The following is a 280-nucleotide window of genomic DNA, read 5'->3' on the forward strand; positions in this document are numbered from 1 at the left end:
AGCAGGTCCTCGTCCTCGGCCGTGAAGCCGCAACCGCCCTGCGGTCGGGGGCAGTTCTTGTTGGCGAGGAACAGCGCCCCGATGATCTCGTCGCCGTCGCGTACGGGCAGGCCCAGGAAGTCGGCGAGTTCGGGGTGGGCGTCCGGCCAGCCCTCGAAGCGCGGGTCCTCGCGCACGTCCCCGAGGCGGACCGGGCGGCCCTCGCGCAGCATCGCGGCGAGGATGCCGTGCTGGCGGGGCAGCGGGCCGATGGCCTTCCACTGGGCGTCGCTGACGCCGT

Annotated in this window: 1 protein-coding gene (running past one end of the window); it reads right to left on the reverse strand. The window is 73.9% G+C overall.

The genetic code is table 11. From position 1 onward, the window contains the following. On the reverse strand, window positions 1-280 hold part of the coding region annotated (locus tag CCN33_RS29350) for a GAF domain-containing protein (protein ID WP_140394746.1) (this coding region is incomplete at its 5' end). The annotated region extends 250 nt beyond the left edge of the window; 280 of 530 annotated nt are visible.

The organism is Streptomyces recifensis (assembly GCF_002154615.1).
Taxonomy (GTDB): domain Bacteria; phylum Actinomycetota; class Actinomycetes; order Streptomycetales; family Streptomycetaceae; genus Streptomyces; species Streptomyces griseoluteus.